14 protein-coding genes are annotated in these 16,736 nt (G+C 47.8%); all 14 read left to right on the top strand.

What is annotated here, in order from left to right; all coding sequences use genetic code 11:
* Positions 1 to 7: 7 nt before the first annotated feature.
* A complete protein-coding gene (locus NTY76_03445) occupies positions 8 to 1,111 on the top strand; it encodes an ATP-dependent 6-phosphofructokinase (GenBank protein MCX5678145.1) in 1,104 nt (367 codons plus the stop codon).
* A 25-nt stretch (positions 1,112 to 1,136) separates the two neighbouring features.
* Entirely contained in the window at positions 1,137 to 1,616 is a 480-nt protein-coding gene (locus NTY76_03440; protein ID MCX5678144.1) for a ferritin family protein, read from the top strand.
* Positions 1,617 to 1,638: 22 nt separating this feature from the next.
* Positions 1,639 to 1,857 carry a DUF167 domain-containing protein gene (locus NTY76_03435; protein ID MCX5678143.1) on the top strand — a complete coding sequence of 73 codons (219 nt, stop codon included), beginning with the start codon at positions 1,639 to 1,641 and terminating at the stop codon, positions 1,855 to 1,857.
* A 21-nt stretch (positions 1,858 to 1,878) separates the two neighbouring features.
* The gene (locus NTY76_03430; GenBank protein ID MCX5678142.1) at positions 1,879 to 2,706 is read left to right on the top strand and encodes a sulfide/dihydroorotate dehydrogenase-like FAD/NAD-binding protein; all 828 of its coding nucleotides are present in this window, start codon (positions 1,879 to 1,881) and stop codon (positions 2,704 to 2,706) included.
* A 4-nt stretch (positions 2,707 to 2,710) separates the two neighbouring features.
* On the top strand, positions 2,711 to 4,156 hold the full coding sequence (gene gltA / locus NTY76_03425; GenBank protein MCX5678141.1) for an NADPH-dependent glutamate synthase: 1,446 nt from the start codon (positions 2,711 to 2,713) through the stop codon (positions 4,154 to 4,156).
* Between the two features lie 73 nt (positions 4,157 to 4,229).
* Positions 4,230 to 5,090, top strand: a complete 861-nt coding sequence (locus NTY76_03420) for an ATP-binding protein (protein MCX5678140.1) — start codon at positions 4,230 to 4,232, stop codon at positions 5,088 to 5,090.
* Positions 5,091 to 5,717 (top strand): response regulator, encoded by a 627-nt coding sequence (locus NTY76_03415; GenBank protein ID MCX5678139.1) that lies wholly within the window; start codon positions 5,091 to 5,093, stop codon positions 5,715 to 5,717.
* A gap of 76 nt (positions 5,718 to 5,793) precedes the next feature.
* Positions 5,794 to 6,171, top strand: a complete 378-nt coding sequence (locus tag NTY76_03410) for a response regulator (protein ID MCX5678138.1) — start codon at positions 5,794 to 5,796, stop codon at positions 6,169 to 6,171.
* Between the two features lie 69 nt (positions 6,172 to 6,240).
* On the top strand, positions 6,241 to 6,462 hold the full coding sequence (locus tag NTY76_03405; GenBank protein ID MCX5678137.1) for a GlsB/YeaQ/YmgE family stress response membrane protein: 222 nt from the start codon (positions 6,241 to 6,243) through the stop codon (positions 6,460 to 6,462).
* A gap of 15 nt (positions 6,463 to 6,477) precedes the next feature.
* A complete protein-coding gene (locus tag NTY76_03400; protein ID MCX5678136.1) occupies positions 6,478 to 7,767 on the top strand; it encodes a glycoside hydrolase family 1 protein in 1,290 nt (429 codons plus the stop codon).
* Between the two features lie 17 nt (positions 7,768 to 7,784).
* On the top strand, positions 7,785 to 10,460 hold the full coding sequence (locus tag NTY76_03395; GenBank protein ID MCX5678135.1) for a GtrA family protein: 2,676 nt from the start codon (positions 7,785 to 7,787) through the stop codon (positions 10,458 to 10,460).
* Positions 10,457 to 11,932 carry a 1-acyl-sn-glycerol-3-phosphate acyltransferase gene (locus NTY76_03390; GenBank protein MCX5678134.1) on the top strand — a complete coding sequence of 492 codons (1,476 nt, stop codon included), beginning with the start codon at positions 10,457 to 10,459 and terminating at the stop codon, positions 11,930 to 11,932. Before NTY76_03395 ends, NTY76_03390 begins: the two co-directional genes overlap by 4 nt.
* Positions 11,932 to 14,016 (top strand): alpha/beta fold hydrolase, encoded by a 2,085-nt coding sequence (locus NTY76_03385; GenBank protein ID MCX5678133.1) that lies wholly within the window; start codon positions 11,932 to 11,934, stop codon positions 14,014 to 14,016. Before NTY76_03390 ends, NTY76_03385 begins: the two co-directional genes overlap by 1 nt.
* Positions 14,013 to 16,736: an AMP-binding protein gene (locus tag NTY76_03380; protein ID MCX5678132.1), complete on the top strand. Its 2,724-nt coding sequence runs from the start codon at positions 14,013 to 14,015 to the stop codon at positions 16,734 to 16,736. The genes NTY76_03385 and NTY76_03380 overlap by 4 nt, the downstream gene beginning before the upstream one ends.

Raw genomic sequence — 16,736 nt, 5'->3', positions numbered from 1 at the left:
AAGGCATATGATAAAACGGATAAAGAGCAAGAAGAGGATAGGGATATTGACCGGCGGCGGCGACTGCGCGGGCATCAACGCCGTTATAAGGGCCGTTGCCAAGAAAGCCATCCATGACTACAACATGGAGATCGTCGGCATAGAAGACGGCTACGAAGGAGCGGTAAACAATAATTTCAGAAGACTCGAAAACCGCGATGTATCCGGTATATTGACGATGGGCGGGACGATCCTTGGAACTACCAAGAAGATAAATCCGTACAGATACGCTATCAAGAAGGATGGTGATTTTGAATTCAAGGATATGTCAAAGGTCGCTATCCGCAATATCAAGAACCTCGATATCGATTGTCTCGTCGTAATAGGCGGTGACGGCACGCTCGGTATAGCGTACAAGCTGTTTAAAGACGGTATTCCCATCGTCGGTGTGCCAAAAACCATAGATAATGATATTCTCGGCACCGATCTGACATTCGGATTCGATACCGCGGTGTCCATCGCTACTGAAGGGATCGACCGTCTTCACTCAACGGCCCAATCGCACCACAGGGTCATGGTGCTCGAAGTCATGGGACATAACGCGGGTTGGCTGGCGCTCTATTCAGGCATAGCCGGCGGCGGCGATATAATACTCATACCCGAGATACCGTATGATATGAAATCTATAATCGATAAGGTAAAAGAGCGGCATGGAAAAGGAAAGCGTTTCTCTATTATCGTGGTCGCCGAAGGCGCAAAGCCTAAGGGCGGCGACGTAGTCATCCAGAGGATGGTTAAGGAGAGCTCGGACCCTATAAGGCTGGGAGGCATAGGCTTTGTCCTGGGAGACCAGATAGAAAAGCTGACAAGCTTCGAGACGCGCTCCGTGGTGATGGGTCATCTCCAGAGAGGCGGCACGCCGACAGCGTTCGACAGGGTCCTCGCCACACAACTTGGCTCAAAAGCCGTTGACATGATAGCCGCTAAATCTTTCGGTAATATGGTGGCTATGCAGAAGAGCAAGTTGATAATGGTGAACCTTAAAGATGTGGCCAAAGGGCATAGGAGCGTACCGATCGATCATCCGCTGATAAAGACATCCATATCATTAGGGACCTGCTTCGGGAATTAACCCCCGCAAACGAAAGGAGCAGTTCATGTCAGATAATGTATTCAATGCCGCCGAAGTGATCGATATGGGTATCGCCAAAGAGAAGAAACGGCGGGATTTCTATGCGCTCGTCGCGAAGAAATTCAAAGATAAAGAGATGCAGGAGCTCTTTACGAAACTCAAAGGCTGGGAGGAAGAGCATATCCAGAAATTCACCGAGATCCGCAATTCCGTAGAGGAGTCGGAAGTCATCGAATCGTATCAGGGAGAGTTTGAAGCATATATAAAATCGCTCGTAGATGACATGCAATATAAACAGGTATCTTCCGCCAACTTCGCAAAATATGTCAGGAACCCCCTTGCGGCTATCAGGTACGGGATGGGATTTGAAAGAGACGCGATACTCTTCTTCGGCGAACTGCTGCGTCACATGACACCGCAGCACCAGGAAAAGATAGCCGAACTGGTAAACGAAGAGAAGAAGCATCTCTTATACCTGGCCAGACTGAAGACCAGATACGAATAGAGAAGGCCGGCGCGGGAGATATATGAGGCTAACTGTCAGGATCAAACCGGGCGCTAAGACGGAAGCCGTTGAGAAGCTCCTTAATAATGAGTTTCTGGTGCGCGTAAAATCCCCGGCAATAGAAGGTAAAGCCAACAAAGCTCTGATAAAGGCCCTGAGCGGGTATTTCAATATCCAGAAGAACAGAATATCGATTGCGCGCGGGCTTAATTCGAAAAATAAGATAGTGGACATTATTTAAATTTATCGTCATTCTAAAAATATGAAGATACTAAAAAAGCTCACACTCGCCGAGGCCGCCGGCGTAAAGATCACGAAGATCGAGGTGCTTTCGCCCGATATCGCCAAAAAAACGAAACCCGGACAATTTATCGCCCTTATGGTCAGCGATAAAGGGGAGAGGACGCCCCTGACCATAGTCGATACGGATAAAGATATCGGAAGCATAACGCTTATATTCCAGCAGCTGGGATTTACAACGAAACTGCTTGGAGAGATGAGTGCCGGCGATTCGCTGTATGCTCTGGTAGGGCCTCTCGGACACGCCACTGAAATAAAAAATTACGGGAAAGTGATACTTGTCGGAGGAGGAGTCGGCATCGCGGAGATATACCCGGTCGCCAAGGCATTGAAAGCCGCCGGAAATCACATAACCGTCATACTGGGCGCCAGGACGAAGAACCTTTTGATACTGGAAAATGCGCTTAAGGCAGTATCCGACGACTTACTTGTGGCAACGGATGACGGCTCCTATGGCCGCAAAGGCTTCACTACCGACATCCTCGATGAGGTTCTTCAGAAACAGAAATATGATCTTGTCTATTCGGTAGGTCCGATTCCGATGATGAAACGTTCGGCCTCCGTTACCGCTAAATATAAAGTGAAAACGATAGTATCCCTTAATGCCGTTATGCTGGACGCGACAGGTATGTGCGGATGCTGCAGAGTGACCATTGGAGGCAAGATACTATTCAGCTGTGTGGACGGCCCTGAATTCGACGCCCATCAGGTGGATTGGGACGAGCTTATTAATCGCAGCAAAATATATGAAGATAAAGAGAAGCATATCTGCAAACTGGGCAAACTGTGATCCTATGAAGAAAGATCCCGTAAAGGTCCGCGAGCGTAAAGCCAATGAGAGATCCGTCTCTTTCGACGAAGTCGTATTGGGTTATACCGAAAAAGAAGCTCTCGAAGAAGCCGCCAGGTGCATCCAATGTAAAAATCCCACCTGTATCGAGGGATGCCCGGTCAATATTGATATAAAGAAATTCATATACCAGATAACACAAAAAGACTATACGGGCGCCTATTTCACGATACGGGAGAAGAACGATTTCCCGTCGATCTGCGGCAGGGTTTGTCCCGCGGAATATCAGTGCGAGAAGACTTGCGTCTTCACTAAAAAGGGATCTTCATTTGCTTCGGAACAGGCGATCAACATACATCTGCTGGAGCGGTTCGCCGGTGATTACGGTAAGGAGAATGACCTCGAGGTTGGGCTTAAAAAGGGTGGAGAATTATCAAGATATAAGGTAGCGATCGTCGGTTCCGGCCCCGCGGGCGTAGCTTGCGCAGGCGAGCTTGCGAGGGAGGGTATAAAGGTAACTGTCTTCGAGGCGCTCCACGTATCCGGCGGGGTTTTGCGCTATGGCATACCGCCGTTCAGGCTGCCGCGCGATATTCTCGATTTCGAGCTGGACTCCCTTAAGAAGCTGGGGGTCGAGATCGTGCCGAATTACATCATAGGCAAAGCCAAAGGGTTGGACGAGCTTTTGACGGAAGGCTACGATGCCGTATTTCTCGGCCTCGGCGCCGGGGTCCCGACTTTCCTAGGAATAAAGGGAGAAAATCTCTGCAACGTCTATTCGGCCAATGAATTCCTGACTAGAATCAATCTTATGTCGGCATTTAAATTTCCCGAGTTTCACACTCCGGTAAATATAGGCAAATCTGTCGTGGTGATCGGCGGCGGAAATACCGCTATGGACGCTGCAAGGGCAGCTCTCAGGATGCAGAAGATAATGGGCATGACGGGCGATACCACCATACTATACCGGCGCACAGAAGCCGAGATGCCGGCAAGAAGGATCGAGATAGAACACGCTAAAGAGGAAGGCGTAAAATTCGGGTTCCTGTCCTCGCCCGAAGAATTTACCGGCGACGATAAAAGCTTTGTGAGAAAACTGCGCTGTCTGAAATGCAAACTGGGTGAGCCGGATAGCTCCGGCAGAAGAAGGCCCATCGCTATCCCCGGCAGCGATTATGAGATAAATTGCGACATGGCCGTCATCGCTATAGGCCTGATGGCGAACCAGGTGCTGACGCGCGCAACGCCCGCGCTCGCCATAGATAAATACTCGGATGTGATAGTGGATAAAGAAACTATGGGGACCTCAATAAAAAAAGTATATGCCGGAGGCGATATCGTCGGCGGCGAAGGCACGGTCATCGAGGCCATGGGCATGGCAAAAAAAGCTTCCCGGGCTATAATTAAATACCTGTATAAGCAAACAACCATAAATAAAAATGATGAATAAAAAACAACCTGAGCTCGAGCGAAAACCGCAGAAAAGACCATTGTCGGAAAATAGAACCCGAAGCGGAGAGCGTGTGCGTCTTAAGGGGTTGGTCCTACGGCAAGCCGATAAGATCAAGATTAAAAATGGACAGCTGAGGAATGGAACAAAGGAACGGATAAAGTCGGAAAAGCGGATCCACACAGACGCTAACTTAATACGGAAAAAGGATCTGGAGATCATTAAACAGCGCGAGGAGCTTTTGCATGTTACCAGAGTGGGAAAGCTTGCGGAGTTTGTCTCGTCCTTGGCCCACGAGATCAGTCAGCCTCTTACGGCTATTCTTTCGTACGCTCAAGCTGCCCAACGTATACTCTCCGGCAGGGAGCCTAAGATACAGGAGACTCTTCAGTACATCATTAATGATAGCCAGCGGGCGACGGCTGTTATCCATAGATTACGTGCGCTGTTAGAGAAGACCGCGCCCGAAATGAAACCTCTGGATATTAATTTCCTCGTTGACGAGACCGTCGCGCTTCTTGCAACCGATGCTACCGTAAGGAACATTTTATTAAAAATTGAGTTGGAGGGCGATCTTCCGCTTGTTCTTGGCGACCGGGTACAGCTGCAACAGGTCCTCCTGAATCTCATAAGCAACAGTTTCGATGCCATTGAAAGCAGCCGAGGTAAGCGTGAAATATCGATTCGTGCGTCGCGTAAAGATCCCGGCATGATTATCGTGGAGGTAAAGGATTCCGGATGCGGAATCCCCGCACAAAATATATCTAAGCTCTTCACCCGATTTTTTACGAGCAAGCCGGATGGCTTGGGTATGGGACTGTCTATCAGCCGCTCCATCATTGAGGCTCATGGCGGCCGGCTGGACGTAAAGAATAATCCTGATCGCGGCGCTACCTTTTATTTCACCATCCCTATCGGCGCAAAGGACGCTTAAATGGACAACCGCGGGCCTATCATTTATATAGTTGATGACGATCTCTCTGTGTGCAGGGCTCTCTCCTTATTGCTAAGATCGCACGGATTTAAAGTTGAAGCGTTCACGCGCGCAGACTCCTTCCTGGCGTATAAGCATCCGAAGCTGCCGTCATGCCTGGTCCTAGATGTCCAGTTACCGGGTATCAACGGGCTCAACCTTCAGGAGATGATGACACAGCGGGGCATCGCCATTCCCATCATCTTTATCACCGGACACGGCGATATTCCAATGAGCGTAAAAACTATGAAGGCAGGCGCTATTGATTTTCTTCCTAAACCCTTTACTAAGAAGAAGTTGCTTGATGCCATCACACTTGCCATCTCAAAAAGCGCAGCTCAAAATAAAGAACAGGCCGAAATAGCAAAGATCAAACGCCGCGTCAGGACCCTGTCTCCGCGGGAACTGGAAGTCTTCCGGCTCGTAGCCAGGGGGATGCTGAGTAAACAGATTGCCTTCAAGCGGGGGACCGCCCTTCAAACGATCAAGGTTCACCGCGGCCGTGTCATGCAGAAGATGCAGGCTAAGACCGTAACAGAGCTCATCCGCTTAGCCCAAAAAGCAGGCGTCACCTCCTCTAAAACGTAACCAATCTTCGATTCCTAAAAGGCTGTTATACCCAAGTATAATTGACCGCTTTTCGATTTTCCTCTACAATCCAAACATGAACAAGAAACAAATTTACATTGTGGACGACGACGAATCAGTCTGCCGCGCGCTGAGCATCCTGCTGGGCACATACGGGTTTAATGTTGATGCTTTTACTTCCGCAATAGAATTTTTTAGCACTGTGCCCAATAGTGTTACCGGTTGTTTAATTCTGGACATCCATATGCCGGGAATGGACGGATGGGAGGCGTTAAAGCATCTTCTTGCATCAGGATCCGATCGCCCGGTCATTATTATTTCGGCGGACAGAAATGGCGGCATGAAGGAGAAGGTTTTAAAAGCGGGCGCGGCGGGTTTTTTACAAAAACCTTTTAACGACCAGGCGTTAGTGGATCTTATTAAAATTGCGATTGAAAATAACAAAAAAGCATAAATAAAAAGGAGAAGAGACATGGAACATGACGCTATCAGGTATTTGGTGTGGCTTCTCTTTATCGGCGGGATGATCGGATGGTTGGCAGGGATTCTCAATAGAGGCCGGGGATTCGGGATCACTGGGGACATCTTGACCGGGATTGTTGGAGCTATGCTTGGTGGATGGTTGGTTGGGAGGACCGGGCTATCTACCAATAGTTTGGTCGCCACATTACTACTGGCGCTTGTCGGTGCGGTGGTTCTAGTGGGTGTGACGCGTTTCATTGTAAGGGAAACAGCGGTAAATTAAAATATGGGCTTAAATATGGAAACAACTCCGCAGGAATTTGTATTTCCCAAATATTTTTTGTGGGGAGCAGGCACATCTTCTCATCAGGTCGAAGGCAACAATACCAATAACGATTGGTGGCAGTGGGAGCAACATATCCCCCCGGAAATGCGTTCCGGCCAGGCTTGTGATCACTGGAATCGTTTTGAAGAGGATTTTAAGCTCGCTCAGACTTTAGGGCTTACGGCCTATCGTTTTTCCCTTGAATGGAGCCGTATCGAACCTTCGCCCGGCCAATTTGACAACTCAGCCCTTGATCATTATCGCAAGATGATCCTTTCGCTGAAATCCAAGGGAATAGAGCCCATTGTAACATTGAATCATTTTACTATCCCTTTATGGATGGCGAGCCGGGAGGGATGGCTTTCGGATAAAAGCCCGGAACTTTTTGCCAAATATGTCCAGAAAGCGACGGAATACCTGGGAAATGATGTTCAGTATTGGATTACGTTAAATGAACCGACGGTTTACGCGTATAAGAGCTATGTTACCGGGCAGTGGCCGCCGGGAGAGAAATCAATAAAAAAAGCATTTAAAGTTGTACAAAATTTAGCCAAAGCCCATGTCCTGGCTCATGGAAAGATCAAAGAAGTTTACGCTCAAAAAGGTTGGAAGAGGCCTATGATCGGAATAGCTCAGCAAGTGCTCATATTCGCGCCTTCCTCGGATCGTTCTTTGTGGGATCGGCTTTCAGCCGGCTTGAGAAATCGCGTGGTTAATCATCTATTTATTAAGGCCTTAATCCTTGGAAAAGCAAAGGTCTCCGGGATACTCAGTATACGGCTCTCCACGGCGAGAACCCTGGATTTTATCGGTTTAAATTACTACATGCGGGAACATGTACGCAATCGCGGGTTTCTATCATCTGCTATCTCAGGTGATGAGCGTGTTTTAGATAGCCCCGGCAATAGGAAAAATTTTCTCGGTTGGGAAATTTATCCGAAAGGGTTGCATATGCTCATAAAAATATTTTCAAAGTACAAACTACCTATTCTAATTTCAGAAAACGGTATTTGCACAAATGATGATGCCGAGCGTTCGGAGTTCATCGTAGAGCATCTTAAAGCCACGGCTATGGCGATTAAGGAAGGGGCCCCCGTGATCGGCTATCTCTATTGGTCGCTCCTGGATAATTATGAGTGGGCGGATGGTTTTGCTCCGCGGTTCGGGTTAATAGAAGTGGACTATATGACGCAAAGCAGAAAGATCCGGGAATCGGCAAGAAGATTCGAGGAGATCATCAGGTCGGGTAAGCTGCGTATTTAGCGGCAAAGGAAAATCTATTGAAGATCGATAATGATTCCAGAAAAGAGGTCATCAAGGCATTTATTGCAGGGACTATAGTCAATGCTACAGACTTCAGTGTTTATTATATCCTGTTCCATTTTCTGCCTTTCAGCCTAGCCAAGGCGATATCTTTTACATGCGCCGGCAGCCTCGGATACCTGCTTTACAAGTATTGGACATTTAAACACAGCCAGCCTTCATATTTAGAATTTGGCCGGTATGCGCTGATCAATTTCTTAGCACTAGGGATCAATGTGATAATAAATCAAAGTATTCTTAATATGTGGCACGGCGCCATTTATCCGGCACTGATCATTGCCACTATATTCACGAGCCTATTTGCCTTTATCTGCTTTAAATGGTGGGTCTTCAGGATCATTTTGAAGGAAAAGGTATATTTCATGTGGTGGAAGTGGCTCCCATGGAAATTTTTAGTGACAGATGCCGCGCGAAGGCAGGGATTTTTAGACCCCATCAAAGTCCTTTCTCAATTAGAGAAATTTGCGCAACCCTCAGAGGTGGCAGCTCCATTGGAACTGTTGCGCTCAGGCGCTGTCTTACACGCTCGCGGCCTGATAAATAGTTTAGCTATTCAGCATAACCTCGATTGGGTCTGGCCTTATTGGGTGGAATGTCAATATGATCCCGAGAACGAGGCGTTTATTCCGCGGTCTTTTTCGTTAACCCAGATTAATCTTACACATAGAAATTGGACAGCTCTGGGCGTTCCGGACAGCACCGAGTTTCCTCTGGTGGATCCTCGCGGTCTTTTTACTCCATTTTACGATAGCTGGTCTATTGATGTCTGGATCATTCCAGAAGAGGGAGAGCCACTGGTCCCATCGCGTATCCCAAGCATATCCCAAAAGATGGTTATGGATGATAATCTTTGTGTGATCACAGAATCAAACCTTGGTCAATTAAAGCTTCGATTGAAAGCGCAGGTTATCGGTTCAGCCGAAGCGCCTATTTGCCAGGTCAAGATCACAGGATCCGCTTCCGTAAAGGCGCACTTAGTCGTTTCTCTCAGGCCATATAACCCCGAAGGCGTAAGCTTAATAAATAGTATCGCTCTCCTTGAAGATTCGTCGGGTTGGCAGGTGAATCGGGAAAATTTTGTCTATTTTGATAAACCTCCGGACCAATGCGTATTTTCGGATTATCATCGAGGCGATGTTTATGGCCGCTTGTCATCAAAAGAAGATGAAAAAGAAGTTACATGTAAAGTCGGCATGGCCAGCTCCGCGGCGTTATATATAATAGAAGAGGGGCAACCGCGGGAAATTACCGTTTCGGTGCCTTTAACGAAAAATAAAATTGAAAAAGAGTCCCATTGGGACTATCAGGAAAATGCCAAGCTGGCGTGGAAGAAGAGCCTTCACGGCGCGTGTTCAATGCAAATTCCCGATGAACATTTCCAGTTCCTTTACGATGCCGCTGTCCATACCATGATTCTACACTCTCCCAAGGAAGTTTATCCCGGGCCTTATATTTACCGGCGGTTTTGGTTTCGCGACGCCGCTTTTATTTTATACGGTTTATTAAGTGTCGGGTTAAAGGAACGCGTCCGCCGGGCGCTGGATTGTTTCCGCTCCCGTCAGACAGCCGAGGGTTATTTCCTCTCCCAGGAAGGGGAATGGGATTCTAACGGTGAGGCCCTGTGGATCATGCGTCAATATTGCGAGATGACGGGAAACGTGCCGCCGAAAGAATGGAAAGACTCGATCGATAAAGCGGGTAAGTGGATTTATAAGAAACGTTTGTCTGATGATGCGCAGTCTCCTCACGCAGGTCTATTACCATCAGGATTTAGCGCAGAGCATTTGGGGCCGAATGATTTTTATTATTGGGATGACTTTTGGGGTGTTGCCGGATTAAAAGCAGCGGCCTTTTTATGTGCTGCTTACAAGGATAAAGCCGAGGCCGGCTACTTTGAAAAAGAATCGCACGCATTTCTGAAGAGCATCAATCAAAGTTTAAAGAAAGCGTGTGAACGTCTAAAAAGACCCGCGATACCGGCCTCTCCCTATCGCCGCCTGGACGCGGGAGCGATCGGTTCTTTGGCTGCCAGCTATCCGCTTCGTATTTTTGAACAGAACGATCCGAAGATCTTAGACACTGCCGAATATTTGATGAAAAATTGTTTGGTCCATGGCGGATTTTTTCATGACATGACCCATTCAGGGATCAACCCTTATCTTACGCTGCATTTAGCTCAAGCGCTTTTGCGCGCGGGGGACCCCAGATATTTCGGTCTAATGACCGCGGTGGCTAACCTGGCTTCACCTACGGGTCAATGGCCCGAGTCGGTACATCCTCGCACAGGCGGCGGATGTATGGGAGATGGGCAGCACGTATGGGCCGCAGCGGAATGGGTCTTGATGATAAGAAATTGTTTTGTGCGCGAAGAAAACGATAGATTAATATTATGTTCCGGCATACCGCGGATCTGGCTGGAGAAAGACCAGCCGCTCGCGTTTGGGCCCGCTCCGACAAGTTTCGGGGATATTCAAATTTACATAAAACCCCAAGGGCAAAATATCCTTATCGAATGGCAGGGGCAATGGCGCGCAAAAGAGCCGCCGATCGATATTCGATTACCAGGTATTGCCAACGTGAGAATTTCGCCCGGCACGAATTCTATCGAATTAAAATATGGGACGGATAAATGACGGAGACTTTCGCGGATAAATTCAGGGAGTTCATTATGATGAATTCTGGAAATATAATTTATCCGGAAGAGATCGAGGAGGCTTATACAAAGGTTGCTCCCATAAAAGAGATGTGCATCTTTACGGTCTCCGGGATGAAAGGCGAAAAGAGATCGAAGGTTCTCTGGGCCGTCATTCAGCCGGATCTTGATAAATTCAGGGAATTTTCGGAGGTTAATCTGCGCTCCGTTATCGAGGAGAGATTCGATAATGCCTCGCAGTTGCTACCGTCCTATAAAAGGATAAAAGGCTTTACCATCACGTTGGAGGATCTGCCGCATAATCTGTTCGGTAAAGTGGTCAGGTATGCGGTTAAGGAGTTATATGAACCCAGAGTGATCGCGGGAATAGAAGGCGCCCTTCCGGTATCAGGAGAACTTTCGGAAGAGGACCTTCTGTTGACAGAGTCCCCGACCGGCAAAAAAATCCTGGACTGTTTAAAGGAGCAAAGCGGTATTGGAAGGCCGATAATACTCGAGGACTCTTTAGAGTTGGACCTGGGCATAGATTCATTAGGCAGGATAGAGCTTGCTTCGCGGCTTGAGTTGGCTTTTAACGCTGAAATAAAGGACCAGGCGATCTCGAGAGCATTTAGCGTAAAGGGCCTTATTCTGAGGATAACGGATGCATTGAGGGGAGCTAAAGATATCCCCCGTGAGGATCTAGGGATATCTCTGGGGCCGGGCTTCTGGAAAGAGACTTTACATGTGCTGCCAAAAAAAGAAAATCTGGAAGTTCTCGAATTAACCACCGGTTTCTTCGCATGGCTGTTCAGGTTTATCTGCACGGCCATAATCTGTACGTATATAAAATTATTCTTCGGTATTAAGGTGGAAGGAGCGGAAAACGTGCCAGAAGAAGGGGCTTATATTATATATCCCAACCACACGAGTTTTCTTGATGGGGCTGCCATTATCGCTTCTCTGCCGCGCAGGCCGGGCTTTCAGCTATTTTATTTCGTATTCGGTCCGTACTATTTCAGGCCGTTTCTAAAGAACCGTGTGCTAAGGAATATGATAAAGATGGGAAGGATAATCCCCTTTGATTTCTCCACGCATTTTTTAGAGGCTCTGCGCAGCTGTTATTTCGTACTACACCACGGCAAGGGCTTGTGTTATTTCCCTGAAGGGTTGCGCTCGAGCGACGGTGTTATAGGAAAATTTAAGAAAGGGTTTGGCGTCCTGGCTAAAGAGACGGGGGCAAGGCTTGTTCCTGTGGCCATAGATGGAGCTCACGAGGCTTGGGCCAGTACCGCAAAATATCCTAAGCGTCATCTGATCAAAGTAAGGTTCGGAAAGCCGCTTCTTCCCGAAGACATGGAAAAGGAAGGGATGATCATGGGCGCAAAAAATAGTTACGACGCAATATGTGTGGCAGCCAGAAAAGCGCTCGTGGAACTAAAAACCTGCCCACCGGCAGACAAGGATAAATAATGAGAATTCTGATGATGACGAATACATATTTTCCGATTGTCGGGGGGCTGGAACAATCGGTCTATTCTTTCAGCGAAGAATTCAGAAGACTGGGGCACGAGGTTTTAATCGTTACTCCGACCTTTCAGGGTATGCCGACAGAGGAGCCGGGCGTTATCCGTATTCCTGCCTTCCAAAAATTCAGCGGAACCATCTTCTCCGTTAACTTCCCGGCCTCACGGCTCTTAACGAAATTAATGAAAGAATTCTCGCCGGATATCGCGCACAGCCATTGCCCGTTCTTCATGGGAGATTTTGCGTTACGCCTTAGCCGACAGCACGCGATACCGCTTATATTTACTTATCACTGTATGTTTGAACAATATGTGCATGATTGGCCTGTTCAGAATGAGGGAGTAAAACGATTCATTGTAAAGCTTGCTGCCGGATATGCCAATATGGTCGATCGGGTGATCGTTCCCACTGAAAGCGTGCAGGAGATCCTGTTCAAAAGAGGCGTCAAGACTCCCATGGCGGTCGTTCCGACGGGGGTAGACGTAGAACGTTTTTCAAAGGGCAATGGAAATGCTTTTCGCCAGCAGAACCATATTCCTCTTGAGGCTAAAGTGATCGGCCACGCGGGGCGGCTGGCTCCGGAGAAGAACCTGGACTTCCTGATAAATTGTATGGTTGAAGCATTAAAGAAGGATCCGAAGGCCCATGCCCTTATCGTCGGCAAGGGCCCTGCCGAAAAGATGATCCAGGATACATTTAAAGAGGCCGGCCTTGAAGATAGATTGCACTTAGCCGGGGTCCTGCATTATCAGGAGCTGGTAGACGCGTATTTTGCCATGGATCTCTTCGCGTTCGCCTCATTAAGCGAAACTCAAGGCATTGTCCTCATTGAAGCCATGGCAGCAGGTGCTCCCGTGGTAGCGTTGGATGCGCCTGGAGCGCGAGACGTTGTAGAGGACCGTAAGAACGGGAGACTACTCAATGAGATGGATCAGCAGACTTATACCGATGCACTGCTTTCGGTTTTAAGCAGCTCTCCGGAAGAATCAAAAACCATGAAACAGGCCGCAAGGACTACGGCGCAGAAATTCACGATCAATGCTTCCGCTACACGCATGCTAGAGATCTATGAAGACGCAAGATCGAGAAAGTCTATTTCAGTAGGCAAGAAGAATAGCTCACAGTTTATGCTCCTATGGCGCGCTAAATCCGAGTGGGATATTTTCAGGAATTATTTTGGTTCCATTGCCACATCCGTATTCGAAGGAGATTTTAATAAGACAGAACCCAGGCAGATCGTTGACACAAACGGCGATCTCCCTAAGGGCGCGACACCTTCTCCTGCGGGAGAGAGCGAGCCTGACCGTTATGTGATGACAGAAGATGGTAAGCGCATTGCCTTTAATCATATCAGGGGAGGATTTTCCAAAGTAGTTATACTGGCACCAGGCTTTTACAATAATAAGGATACATATTTATTTAAAAAAATGGCCGAAGCATTCAGTAAAGAATACGATGTCATCGTATTCGATTTTAGGGGACATGGCAAGTCGAGCGACGTATTTACATGGACTGCACATGAGCAGAAAGACTTGCGCGCGGTCATCGCATACGCGAAAAGCGCTCACTATGAGAAGATCGGCGTAGTCGGTTTTTCACTGGGCGCCGCGATCGCGCTTATAGAAGCGAGCTGTAATCAAAGTATCGATAGCGTTATAGCTGTCAGCACCCCGTCAGGCCTAGGAAGCATCAATTACCATTTTTGGGAAAAAGATATGTGGGAAGACCTGAAGCTCAATTTCGGAATCAAGGGACGCGGGAAGGGCGTTAGAATGGGAAGCCCGTCTTTAACAAAGACCCGGCCCCGCGATATCGTTAATAAGATATCGCCCACGTCGGTCCTTTTCATCCATGGTGAAAAAGACTGGCTGGTGAAGATGAGCAATAGCCAGCTATTATTCGACAAGGCGAAGAATCCCAAGTCCCTGACAATCATTAAAGGCGGCGGACATGCGGAAAGGATATTTGACGTCTTCCCGGATCAATTTATGAAGATATGTTTGGACAGATTCAAGGAGACGCTAAAATGAAAGAAGAATTGGTTATACATAAGATGTTTGCTCAAGTCTCTTCTCAGTATTCAGACAGGGTATGCCTTCAAATCAAGAAAGGCCCCGACTGGGATAGATGGACATACGGGCAAATGGAAGATCTTTCTCTAAAAATAGGAGCATTTCTCATTAAGGCAGGCTTTAAAAAAGGTGACTTTGCGGCTATATGCCTGGAGAATAGGCCGGAGTGGGGAATAATCTATTTAGGCATAATGGCCGCGGGCCTAACTTGCGTTCCTTTTGATACGCAGTTGACCGGACAGGAAATAGAAAACCTCATCAATGACTGCGCCGCAAAGGTCATATTCGTCTCCAATGCTGTTTTTCAGGCAAAAAAAATCGATAAGATAAAAACCGGACTGAACAAGATCGTTATACTGGACCTGGATATCGAGAAAGAGAACCTCATAGGCCTGGCGCAGGTCAAGTCTACTTTGCGCGAAGGCGTCGCGTGGCCCGAGGTCCTTCCCGAAGATATCGCTTCGCTTATCTATACATCAGGCACCACCGGCGAGCCAAAAGGGGTAATGCTCACGCATAAAAATTTCTGCTCTAATTTTCAAAGTATCTACAAGCTGAAACTCTTCTCGGATAAGGATAACTTCATATCGATATTGCCACTGCACCATTGTTTCCCTTTCATAGTTACGCTGATCCTGCCTCTTTTTTGCCGGGCACGGGTCACGTATGCTTCAAGCCTTAAAACCGATGAATTACTGGCATCGATGAAGGAGGCAGGGGTAACGGTACTGGCGGGAGTGCCACAACTTTTTTATATGTTTTATACGCAAGCTACGGCCAAGATGAAGAAGATGCCGTTTTTGTTCAAGGTCCCTCTTTCAGGCCTGATAGGGCTATTGTGGCAGATAAGAAGGCTTAGCGGAATAAATTTAAACAAGCAGGTCCTGTCGAAGATACACCGGCCATTTGGCAAAACTTTAAGATTTTTTATCTCCGGCGGAGCCAAGTTAAATGAAGAAGCGGCGAGATTTCTCATGAAGATCGGTTTCACGATACTTGAAGGATACGGACTTACCGAAACATCGCCGGGCGTAGCCTTTAATCCATTGAGAAGGCAGAAGATCGGTTCTGTCGGCAAGGTGATCCCGGATGTAGAAGTGAAAATTGTCAATCCCGATCAAGCGGGTATGGGCGAAGTGATGATCAAGGGCCCAAACGTCATGAAAGGCTACTATAAACGGCCGGACGATACCGCGAGCGTCTTAAAAGACGGCTGGTTTTACTCCGGCGACCTGGGCCATATAGATAGGGACGGGTATCTTTATATTACCGGAAGGATAAAAGAGATGATCGTTTTAAGTTCCGGCAAAAAGATCTTTCCCGAAGAGATCGAATCCCACTATGCCAAGAGCCCCTACATCAAAGAGGTATGCGTTATCGGTATAGGCGAAGAGGGCGCCCAGAGCCTGTCCGCCGTGGTAGTGCCTGACGCTGACTATTGCCGCAAGGCCGGGGAGGGAGATATTCATAGTAAGCTTAAATGGGAGCTGGAAAACCTATCTAACAGCCTTGCTCCATACCAACGCATCAAGGGCTTTATTATTGTAAAGGAAAACATACCGCGCACGCGGTTGGGCAAGATAATAAGGTATGAGGTTAAGAAAAAATATCTGGATGAACTTAAGGGTATAAAGCCAAAAACGGAGCAAGGAGAGGGGGCCCCCGCTACGGATGAGGACCTTAAGATGCTCTCTTCCGACGTTGGCAGAAAGATAATCGAGGCCCTCGCTAAACACGCAAAGCTGGGAAGGCAGATCGCCCTGACCGACCATCTCGAGTTAGATCTCGGCATCGATTCACTAGGCCGCGTGGAACTGACGATGGCCTTAGAACAGGCGTTTAACAAGCATATCCCTGAGGAGGTATTGGCTAAGGCCTCCACTGTTAAAGAACTTATTCTCGAGATAGAAAAATTGGCCCCGGGCACAGAGGCTCGAAGCGAGGTGCCCGCCGGGCAGGCCAAGATCCAAACTTCATGGAGTGAGATCCTGAACAAAGAGCCGGTCAAGGAGATCATTAAAAAGTTGTATATAGCGCCCAACCTTGCGGCAATTTTAGGAACACTGCTATTCACCGGAACGTTACGTCTTGTTTTTAGAACGATCTGGCGGCTCAGGATACTTGGAACAGAAAATATCCCGATAAAGGGAAAGTGCATCCTGTGCGTTAACCACGGCAGCTACCTGGATGGTTTCATCGTTGCGGCCTCTATGCCGAGAGGCTTACGAAAGGACCTTTACCTCGTAGGCTTTGAGGCCTTCTTCGACCATTTCCTGATCAGGAATATCATAAAATATATCAAGGTCATTCCCATCGATCCGGGCGTACATTTCGTGGAAGCCATGCAGGCATCTTCTTATGTCCTTAAGAATAACAAGATGGTCTGTATCTTTCCGGAGGGAGAAAGAACCATAGATGGAGAAATTAAGGAATTCAAAAAAGGCGTCGGGATATTGGCAAAAGAACTGAATGTCCCGCTGGTACCCGTACGCATAAACGGTTCATACGAATCCTGGCCGAGGACAAAGCGGCTTCCGAGACCGCATCCGATTACGATAACATTTGGAAAGCCTTTTGATTCCGAAGGGCTTAAAAAAGAAGGGCTAAAATTAGGGGCCAAAGATGATTATGAGGCGATAGCCTTCGGCATAAGGGAAGAGGTCATAAAACTCAAGTGA

It is taken from the genome of Candidatus Omnitrophota bacterium, from assembly GCA_026387175.1.
Taxonomy (GTDB): Bacteria; Omnitrophota; Gorgyraeia; order 2-01-FULL-45-10; family 2-01-FULL-45-10; genus CAIMPC01.
Note: the sequence above shows the minus strand (reverse complement) of the source record. Positions and strands in the feature narration are given on the sequence as shown.

Excerpts from the sequence above, each read along its gene's own strand:
- NTY76_03405 (MCX5678137.1), top strand. The coding sequence starts at position 6,241 with ATGATCGGATGGTTGGCAGGGATTCTCAATAGAGGCCGGGGATTCGGG.
- NTY76_03385 (MCX5678133.1), top strand. The coding sequence starts at position 11,932 with ATGAGAATTCTGATGATGACGAATACATATTTTCCGATTGTCGGGGGG.
- NTY76_03415 (MCX5678139.1), top strand. The coding sequence starts at position 5,091 with ATGGACAACCGCGGGCCTATCATTTATATAGTTGATGACGATCTCTCT.
- NTY76_03445 (MCX5678145.1), top strand. The coding sequence starts at position 8 with ATGATAAAACGGATAAAGAGCAAGAAGAGGATAGGGATATTGACCGGC.
- NTY76_03430 (MCX5678142.1), top strand. The coding sequence starts at position 1,879 with ATGAAGATACTAAAAAAGCTCACACTCGCCGAGGCCGCCGGCGTAAAG.
- NTY76_03440 (MCX5678144.1), top strand. The coding sequence starts at position 1,137 with ATGTCAGATAATGTATTCAATGCCGCCGAAGTGATCGATATGGGTATC.
- NTY76_03435 (MCX5678143.1), top strand. The coding sequence starts at position 1,639 with ATGAGGCTAACTGTCAGGATCAAACCGGGCGCTAAGACGGAAGCCGTT.
- NTY76_03380 (MCX5678132.1), top strand. The coding sequence starts at position 14,013 with ATGAAAGAAGAATTGGTTATACATAAGATGTTTGCTCAAGTCTCTTCT.
- gltA (MCX5678141.1), top strand. The coding sequence starts at position 2,711 with ATGAAGAAAGATCCCGTAAAGGTCCGCGAGCGTAAAGCCAATGAGAGA.
- NTY76_03390 (MCX5678134.1), top strand. The coding sequence starts at position 10,457 with ATGACGGAGACTTTCGCGGATAAATTCAGGGAGTTCATTATGATGAAT.
- NTY76_03400 (MCX5678136.1), top strand. The coding sequence starts at position 6,478 with ATGGAAACAACTCCGCAGGAATTTGTATTTCCCAAATATTTTTTGTGG.
- NTY76_03410 (MCX5678138.1), top strand. The coding sequence starts at position 5,794 with ATGAACAAGAAACAAATTTACATTGTGGACGACGACGAATCAGTCTGC.